9 protein-coding genes are annotated in these 8205 nt (G+C 40.5%); 3 read left to right on the top strand and 6 right to left on the bottom strand.

The features are described 5' to 3' along the window. Nucleotides 1-130: 130 nt before the first annotated feature. Entirely contained in the window at nt 131-631 is a 501-nt protein-coding gene (locus ABLA76_RS15760; RefSeq protein ID WP_348988637.1) for a tail fiber protein, read from the bottom strand. Between the two features lie 830 nt (nt 632-1461). Between ABLA76_RS15760 and ABLA76_RS15755 the strand changes: the two genes are divergently transcribed. After that, nucleotides 1462-1593, top strand: a complete 132-nt coding sequence (locus ABLA76_RS15755; RefSeq protein WP_348988636.1) for a hypothetical protein — start codon at nt 1462-1464, stop codon at nt 1591-1593. 262 nt (nt 1594-1855) lie between these two features. After that, the gene (locus tag ABLA76_RS15750) at nt 1856-2431 is read left to right on the top strand and encodes a YniB family protein (protein ID WP_348988635.1); all 576 of its coding nucleotides are present in this window, start codon (nt 1856-1858) and stop codon (nt 2429-2431) included. Between the two features lie 124 nt (nt 2432-2555). Here the strand turns inward: ABLA76_RS15750 and ABLA76_RS15745 are convergent, their stop codons facing one another. The 5 genes from ABLA76_RS15745 to ABLA76_RS15725 all read right to left on the bottom strand — a co-directional run bounded on the left by ABLA76_RS15745 (nt 2556) and on the right by ABLA76_RS15725 (nt 7151). Then, nucleotides 2556-3431, bottom strand: coding sequence for a fructosamine kinase family protein (locus ABLA76_RS15745; RefSeq protein WP_348988634.1), 876 nt, complete (start codon nt 3429-3431; stop codon nt 2556-2558). A gap of 162 nt (nt 3432-3593) precedes the next feature. Then, nucleotides 3594-4460 (bottom strand): metal ABC transporter permease, encoded by an 867-nt coding sequence (locus tag ABLA76_RS15740; protein ID WP_348988633.1) that lies wholly within the window; start codon nt 4458-4460, stop codon nt 3594-3596. After that, nucleotides 4457-5332 (bottom strand): metal ABC transporter permease, encoded by an 876-nt coding sequence (locus tag ABLA76_RS15735; RefSeq protein ID WP_047771068.1) that lies wholly within the window; start codon nt 5330-5332, stop codon nt 4457-4459. The genes ABLA76_RS15740 and ABLA76_RS15735 overlap by 4 nt, the downstream gene beginning before the upstream one ends. A gap of 14 nt (nt 5333-5346) precedes the next feature. After that, nucleotides 5347-6240 carry a manganese/iron ABC transporter ATP-binding protein gene (locus ABLA76_RS15730; RefSeq protein WP_047771067.1) on the bottom strand — a complete coding sequence of 298 codons (894 nt, stop codon included), beginning with the start codon at nt 6238-6240 and terminating at the stop codon, nt 5347-5349. Continuing rightward, the gene (locus ABLA76_RS15725; RefSeq protein ID WP_047771066.1) at nt 6237-7151 is read right to left on the bottom strand and encodes a metal ABC transporter substrate-binding protein; all 915 of its coding nucleotides are present in this window, start codon (nt 7149-7151) and stop codon (nt 6237-6239) included. Before ABLA76_RS15725 ends, ABLA76_RS15730 begins: the two co-directional genes overlap by 4 nt. Before the next feature lie 176 nt (nt 7152-7327). On the opposite strand from ABLA76_RS15725, the gene ABLA76_RS15720 reads away from it, so the two are divergent. Next, nucleotides 7328-8002 carry a transglycosylase SLT domain-containing protein gene (locus tag ABLA76_RS15720; protein ID WP_348988632.1) on the top strand — a complete coding sequence of 225 codons (675 nt, stop codon included), beginning with the start codon at nt 7328-7330 and terminating at the stop codon, nt 8000-8002. The last annotated feature ends 203 nt before the right edge of the window (nt 8003-8205 follow it).

The following is an 8205-nucleotide window of genomic DNA, read 5'->3' as shown; positions in this document are numbered from 1 at the left end:
TCCCGAAGGTTGTCGCTTAGACGTCCGTGTCCAGATGCCGGAAGATTCGGTGTGGAATGTGGGGCAGGGGGAGGTGAATTCGGAGCCTTGATGATATGAAAAAGCCCTCGCGGGGGAGGGCTGATAGCTACTAAGCGGCTCTTACTATATAGTTGAATGCTATGTTGCGGGGGCGTGTTTCGTCACCGCCTGTATTGTTAGCAATTGAGTTTTCAGTAGCGCGTCCTATTACATCTCTGCCAATTGGGTAGCGGAGTTTATCTGGGAGGCCTTGGTATAAGGCTAGATAATTGCCACCGTTACCTTCCGCCAGTTGTATCTTTTTTGTTCTGTCAGCTTGCCACGATAAAACTTGGCGATTCGAGTCTACTCCGCGCTCATCATCCCAACCACGAATAAATTCCCCCCTTAAATCAGGCAATCTGCCCGATGGATAGGCAAGGGCAAGTTTCGGATATCTTACTGTATCAAATACTTCACCATTACATTTAAGCCAACCGTCCGGTGGAATTTCTGACGGCCAAGGAATAGGAACTCCAACGGGTAAGGCAGTATAACCAAAGTCTTCATAGGATTGTTGTGTTGGTACTGTGTCTTTTAAATTTGATACGTCAGGTTTTTTATCTTGCATAGCTATTCCCTCATTTAATCAACAATACACATTGCTAAGTAACATGAAGGCGGGATGCTTCTCCGCCGGTGAACATCAATAAAATCGGTTCATCAATACTGGAGAGTACGGCTTGATTAACTTTAATGGGTGAGATACATGTTTTGATGACAGGATGACATAAAATGACAGGCAGGGAATTAATAGAATTTATCATATGACTGATAAAACTCAGCACAGTAAAAGCGGGATTTCCCGACTTTAATTCAGCACGCTTCTGTTTCAAATGGAAGCGGTGAAATTAACTACGAGGACTCCTTGAGATTAAAGGGGCCTATTGTCGAGGTCATTAGCTCAGTGACCTCGAAGAATACCGTGGTCCTCACTTTGGCCTACCCGATAATTTCGGGTTGGTTGTCTTGCTATATGGGACAAGAACTGACCCTCTTAAAGTGGGTCAGTTTGAGCGCCGAAAATATCGGTATGCAAAAAGGTGATTATTTGTGCCGACGAAAATCGTCGCTGCAAAATCCAATGTCCCATTATCAGACTTTGAGCGTAAATGATATTTACTCACAGAATTTGCAGGGCAGTAATACTGACTCACAGAATTTGTACACCTCATTAAGGGTTGCACAAACTTTCCGCGTATCATTTAGCGACGCGGTTAATTTGCGACTGACAGTTAGTCAGGTACAAAAAGAAAAGGTATGGTGGAAATCACCATACCTAAAGTGGGATATCACACTTTAAAGATGATTGGAATTTCAACCATCATAAAAATCAGATAGTTAATCCACTGCGAACGTAATACGTACTGAGTCACTGAGTTACATTCGGGGTAATCCCGCATGTACAAGCAAAAGGCATGGGGGGGAATCACTATACCTAAAGGTGAGATATCCCGCCTTAAAGATGGTCAAGATTTTGACCATGATTCAGGTTTGAGCCATCTGCGGCAACTATGGGGATTTCCTCTATAGTTGAATGGCTGCTGATTTTCCCGATTTCAAATTGGGGAAATCGTTAACCTAGAGATCAAAGAGTAGATATCTGCTCTATGATGATAGTGGTTCCTTTTTACCCTCATCTTGACACTCTCCATTCATTCCACCTAATGTTATATAAATCCACCACTGCATGCCGTAGTGAGTGTGTTTTTTGTTTGTACATTATCGTGTTCATATGCAAGTTTATGAAAGCGATAAATTTATGTAATTAATTGTTTTTAATGGGTAATTTAATATGCACACGTATTTAGAAGCCAGATATGTTGCTATCGTTAAGCGGATCTTGGGCTGGATTATTTTTATACCCTCCCTGTTGTCGACTTTTGTCTCAGTGATTAATCTGGCCGCAGGGCAGCATGGTATTAAAGGTAATGGTATTAAAGGTGACGGTATCGGAGATGCAGGTATTAACGCCGTATTGAATGATTTTCTTCAGATGATGACAGAAATGATTAAATTCAATACCCCATTTTTGGATTTTTTTTGGAAGCATTCTCCAACCCCTGAGCGTGTTGCTGGAATTACTGGGGAAAATATCAGTTTTTTTGTCATTTATATGCTGATATTTGTGGGGTTGGCAATGAGTGCGTCTGGTTTGAGAATGTATCGTCAATTTAAATTCATCAAAGAGCGTATTGAAGATCAAATGGTCTTTGAACTCGCGCAGGAAAGTGGAATAACCAAGGAACAATTGAAAGCTAAAATTGCGTTTCCCTCTCATTCTTTATTCAGCCAGATTTTTATTCTTTACATATCACCCATCATTATCGGTGCAATTGCTTGCTTCTTATTCAAACTTTTAGGATGGTAATGTGATAGTTAATAACAGCGCAAGGATGCCCAATGTCGCGTTTGGTTTAAAAGGAATTTATATTCTTAATATAATAAATTTTTGAGTGACTGGGCTAAAATCAATAATTAAATATTAATTTAAGTTATCTGATTACCTCTTCAGATAAAAGTTTATCAATCATCTTTTGTATTATAATAAAACTCTCCCCTCCGAAAAGATTACATCTATTTAATAAATAGTAAAGTTGGTAAATAGGTTGACGTTCAAGGAAATCTTTAGGTAATGGCCAGATACTCTGATAACCGTCAAATATTTGCAAAGGAAGATCTGGGTAAAGTGGCAGCATTGCCAGATCACATTCGCGATCTCCCCAATAGCAGGCAGGATCAAAAGTGACGGCACAATTATCGTTCAATGATGCACAGTTCATAGGCCATAGATCGCCATGCAGGAGAGAGGGTTGAGGGTGATGATTGTGTAGTCTATCGCCGATTACTTGAACAATTTGGTTAATATCTCCAAATACCATTCCTTTATCAGCGGCAAGCTGCAACTGCCATCCGATGCGTTTTTCGGCATAAAAATAATCCCAGCGCTTTTGCCATCCGTTAGGTTGTATGGTAGTTGCCAGCATGTTATCAAAATCAAAACCAAATTTTGGTTGTTCACTCCATTGATGTAACTTCGCAAGGTGTTGACCAAAAAGATATGCACTGTGTGGGTTAAAGGGTTTTATGGGTAAATGCTCCAGCAACAGGAAGCTATAGTTGCGGTCGTGACCTACACCATAAACATCGGGGACACGGGTTGTTTTGCTGCGAGCCAATAATTCCAGTTGTTCTGCTTCTGCTTTAAAAATTGGCAGCATTTCTTTCATGTTGGATTTGATAAAGATATGTTGTTCACCATATCTAATGTGCCAGGCACGGTGAATCTCTCCTCCGGCCAATTCCTCTTTATCGTGAATTTCAGCGTCACCAAAATGCTCACTTAATAGACGGCTCACTGTTTGCCACATGCTTCACCTCATTAAGTTGACAGTTGCCATGCTTATACTACAGACAGATGTAACATTTGAACAGGGTAAAAGGAATTTTAATAGGAATTAATAAGGCCATATCTCAAATTTGATATGGCACCCTATTATTTTTTAATTTGATTTTTCTTGAATTGATGCCTTTTAGTGTGAGATTTTTTCAAACGATCCTTTGTTTGCTTTCTTGTAAGCTAATTTTATTTGGTCATAAGTAAGTGCAATAGTAAAGAAAATTGCCTGAATGATTACGATACAGGGGCCTGTTTCACCATCAATATGGAAGCTGATGATTGTTCCAAGTACGCTGGATGATATAGAAGCAACCATTGCCACAATCAGCATGCGATCAAAACTCCGGCAAAGGATAAAAGCAATAATGCCGGGGGAGATTAACATCGCAATGACCAGAATAATGCCGACGGCCTGCAAAGAGGCAACAATTGTTAGGGCCAGCAGTGATAATAACCCGTAATGGAGAAGTTTCACCGGAAGACCAACAACTCGAGCCTGATTGGGATCGAAGCAGTAGAGCATGAAATCTTTCCTCTTTAGCAGCACAATCGCCAGCGTGATACCTGCAATGCACAGGGTTTGGAGTAATTCATGCCGGGTAATGCCGAGTATGCTGCCGAATAAAATGTGTGTCAGGTGTTGATCCGTATCTATACGAGTAAACAGAACTAACCCAAATGCAAACATACCTGAGAAAACAATTCCCATGACAGTATCTTCTTTGATTCGGCTATGTTCTTTTAGATACCCGGTAGCGAATGCACAAGATATACCAGAAAGGAAAGCACCTATTGTAAGTGGTATGCCTGTCACAAAAGCGAGCACTATACCTGGCAAAACAGCATGGGAAATGGCATCTCCCATCAATGACCAACCCTTTAAGACTAAGTAACAGGAAAGTACAGCACAAACAGCTCCCACGATAATGGCAGCATAGATAGCTCGTCGCATGAACTCATGCATGAAAGGTTCAGTAATTAATTCAATAAATGTGTTCATGAGCGTTGTTCCTGAATCAATGCCAGAGATTCCTTTCTGGCTCGTCTGCGAGAGGCTAACGTGCCATGTTTAGGGGCAAAGAAGAACGCGAGTAAGAAAATCACTGTTTGTATGGTAACAATGACTCCCCCAGTTGCACCGTTGAGGAAATAACTCACATATGCACCGATACCACTCGTGAGTGAACCGATGGTGACGGCAATAATCAACAAATATTTAAATCTATCTGTTAATAAATAGGCGGTTGCACCCGGCGTTACAACCATTGCGATAACCAAGATAGCGCCTACTGTTTGTAATGCAGCAACGGTACAGGCACTTAATAAAGTGAAGAAAATAATTTTCAACCGTAATGGTGATAATCCAATCGAGCGAGCATGGGTTTCATCAAAGAAAACAACCAACAGATCTTTCCAAAGTACCATTAAGATAATGAAGGAAACGGCAATAATGATTTCAACTTGTAAAACATCTTCATCAGCAATTCCCAGAATATTGCCTAAAATAATGGTTTGTACATTTACGGATGTGGGGTTTAAAGAAACGATCAATAATCCGACGGCAAAAAAAGTGGAGAATATAAAACCGATCACCGCATCTTCACGTAACCGAGTGATATGACGTACCAATGTCATTGATAATGCAGCGAGCATCCCTGTAAAAAAAGCACCACCTGCATAAGGTAAACCGAGAGCATATGCACCTGCGACACCGGGCACAACAGAGTGGGAGAGGGCGTCTCCCATTAGTGACCAACCTTTTAGCATCAGATAAGCGGATAAGAAAGCACAGACACCCCCAACAATGGTGCTTACCCACATGGCTTTCACCATGTAGTTGTAATTGAATGGTTGTAAAAGTAGTTCCATCATGGTTGATTTTCCTTTTATTTGGGGTTTTGCCGCGGTGGAATATGATGATCATGTCCGTAAAAGACGGCAGCACGTTCATCATCGGTTATGACTGTCAGCGAGCGTGGATCATCATCTTTATGCAGTTCAGGAGCGGAAAGATTAATATGACGCAAGACACCACCAAAGGTAATTTCCAGATTTTTTTGAGTAAACGTGTTTTCAGTTTGTCCACTTGCGAGCACAGTACGATTGATCAAAATAACGTGATCACAAAATTCAGGTACACTGCCAAGGTTATGCGTTGATACTAAAACCAAATGCCCTTCGTCACGTAGGCCACGAAGTAAGTCAATAATGGCATTTTCTGTTTTAACATCTACCCCAGTAAAAGGTTCATCCAGTAACAAAACTTTCCCTTCTTGAGCCAATGCTCGGGCTAAAAATGCGCGTTTTTTCTGCCCGCCAGAAAGCTCACCAATTTGGCGATCACGCAATTCTGTCAGCCCGACACGTTCAAGGGCTTTATTGACGATTTCATGATCATGCTTGCTGGGACGGCGTAAAAAACCCATTTTTCCATAGCGTCCCATCATTACAACATCAGAAACCAGAACCGGGAAATTCCAGTCTACATCCTCAGTTTGAGGGACATATGCGATGATATTTTGTTTTAATGCCGCTTTGATAGGTTGATTGTTGAGTGTCACTTTTCCATGTGAAGGCGTTACTAATCCCATGATTGTTTTAAATAAGGTGGATTTACCGCTGCCATTCATGCCTACCAGCGCACAAATTGTGCCGCCGGTAATATTAAAACTGGCATCATAAATAGCAGTGTGCCCATTGTTGTAAGTGACAGTGGCATTATCCACAATTAAATGAGGATGCTCAAATAGCGGTTGGTGGTTTAATGATGAGCGATTCATTGATTAAATCCTTTTGCGATAGTGTCTACAGTGGTGTTAAGTAGATCAATATAAGTTGGAACCGGTCCTTTTTGAGTGGAAAGGGAGTCTACATAAAGTACCCCGCCGTAACGTGCCCCTGTTTCTTTACTGACTTGTTTTGCTGGTTTATCTGAAACAGTGCTTTCACTGAAAACAACCGGGATCTTATTAGACCTTACTGTGTCAATGACACGGCGAACCTGTTGTGGGGAACCTTGTTCTTCAGCATTAATTGGCCACAAGTAAACTTCTTTGAAACCATAATCTTGTGTGAGATAGCTGAAAGCACCTTCACTGGTGACCAGCCAGCGTTGCTCTTCAGGAATACGAGAAAGACGTTCTCTAAGAGGCGCATCCAATTGAGCCATTTTCTCTGCATAAGCTCTGGCATTACGATTGTAAATTTCGGCATTATCAGGATCGTATTTGACAAAAGCTTGGCGAATATTCTCGATATAGATCAGCGCATTATTCGGCGACATCCAAGCGTGTGGGTTAGGGTTTTTATTGTAAGGCCCTTCACGAATGGGTAAAGGGGTAATGCCTTCGGTTATAATCGCAGCAGGTATGTCTTGCATGTTTTCAAAAAAGCGTTCGAACCAGCGTTCTAAATTTAAGCCATTCCAGAGGATAAGGTCTGCCCGCTGTGCTTTGATGATATCTTTGGGAGTGGGTTGATAATCATGGATTTCTGCGCCCGGTTTAGTGATTGACTCGACAATTGCTGCGTCTCCTGCGACATTTTGAGCCATATCCTGAATAATAGTAAATGTTGTAACCACTCTGAATTTTTTCTCGGCATGAGCATGCTGGCTGAATAACGCCATTGTGAATAGAACAAGGATCAGATTGAATATCGGAAAAGTAGAAAGAGAACATTTTTTATTCATTATAGTAAACCTTACTTGTTGCACATCTAATTATTGATAATGATTATCAGTATCATTTATATAAAGTCAAGGCAATAGAGAACAAAATTGATGATACATTCGATAGAAAAATATTTTTAGTTTATCAGTAAAATTATATATCCTTTATAGGATCAATTTTATTTAGGGGAAGCAGCGTGAAATTAAAACTCCGTTACATTGCGGTGGCATTGTTATTGTCAGGATGTGCAAACCAACAAGTACACCAATCAGACAGTAATAGACAAACAACGGTAAAACGTATGCTTGATGGCAATAAGGCTGCTTTTAATACCCGTAAATTGACAAATAGGTTTAAATCTACCCCATTTGATGGTTTGATTGCGCAAGCTGCAAAACGTTATGGTATTGATGAAACGCTTATCAAAGCAATTATTCAGGTGGAATCAGGTTTTCGTCCAGAGGTTGTTAGTCAGTCGAATGCAGTTGGACTCATGCAGATTAAGGCATCTACGGCTGGGCGAGATGCTTACAGAGTGAAAGGAAAATCAGGACAACCAACGATGCGTGAATTGAAAGATCCTGAAATCAACATTGATCTTGGTACAGCTTATATTAGCATCTTGAGAAAACAGCACCTGGAAGGTATTTCCAATCCAGAAACGCTGTACTATGCAACGATAGTTGCTTATGTAAATGGTGCAGGGGCATTATTGCGAACGTTTGATGCAAACCGAGTTTTGGCAATTAATAAAATTAATCGAATGACTCCGAATGAGTTCTATCAATATATTCAAAATAATCATCCTGCACCACAGGCTTCTCGTTATTTATGGAAGGTTAAAAATGCTTTGGGGGTAATCACTCAATAATCGTAATCTGTAAATTTTCATGAGGGCAGGCCTAATAGCCTGCATTTTTTTGCTTGTTGAATAAAATTTAACAACTCATTGTTATTTTTAGTAACACATATCGTGCGAAAATGTTTTTTCGAAAACGATGCATATTAGTATCCCGAGATGAATATTTTAAAAATAGTATTAATTATTGCTATTTAACCCGAATTCTGCTTAAG

Source organism: Xenorhabdus sp. SGI240 (assembly GCF_040081915.1).
Classification (GTDB): Bacteria; Pseudomonadota; Gammaproteobacteria; order Enterobacterales; family Enterobacteriaceae; genus Xenorhabdus; species Xenorhabdus bakwenae.
The sequence above is the reverse complement of the archived record's forward strand: the minus strand, read 5'-3'. Positions and strand labels throughout refer to the sequence as shown.

What these genes read in the sequence shown, in the direction of transcription:
- ABLA76_RS15760 (WP_348988637.1), bottom strand. Translation starts at nt 631, where the DNA reads ATGCAAGATAAAAAACCTGACGTATCAAATTTAAAAGACACAGTACCA.
- ABLA76_RS15755 (WP_348988636.1), top strand. Translation starts at nt 1,462, where the DNA reads ATGTACAAGCAAAAGGCATGGGGGGGAATCACTATACCTAAAGGTGAG.
- ABLA76_RS15750 (WP_348988635.1), top strand. Translation starts at nt 1,856, where the DNA reads ATGCACACGTATTTAGAAGCCAGATATGTTGCTATCGTTAAGCGGATC.
- ABLA76_RS15745 (WP_348988634.1), bottom strand. Translation starts at nt 3,431, where the DNA reads ATGTGGCAAACAGTGAGCCGTCTATTAAGTGAGCATTTTGGTGACGCT.
- ABLA76_RS15740 (WP_348988633.1), bottom strand. Translation starts at nt 4,460, where the DNA reads ATGAACACATTTATTGAATTAATTACTGAACCTTTCATGCATGAGTTC.
- ABLA76_RS15735 (WP_047771068.1), bottom strand. Translation starts at nt 5,332, where the DNA reads ATGATGGAACTACTTTTACAACCATTCAATTACAACTACATGGTGAAA.
- ABLA76_RS15730 (WP_047771067.1), bottom strand. Translation starts at nt 6,240, where the DNA reads ATGAATCGCTCATCATTAAACCACCAACCGCTATTTGAGCATCCTCAT.
- ABLA76_RS15725 (WP_047771066.1), bottom strand. Translation starts at nt 7,151, where the DNA reads ATGAATAAAAAATGTTCTCTTTCTACTTTTCCGATATTCAATCTGATC.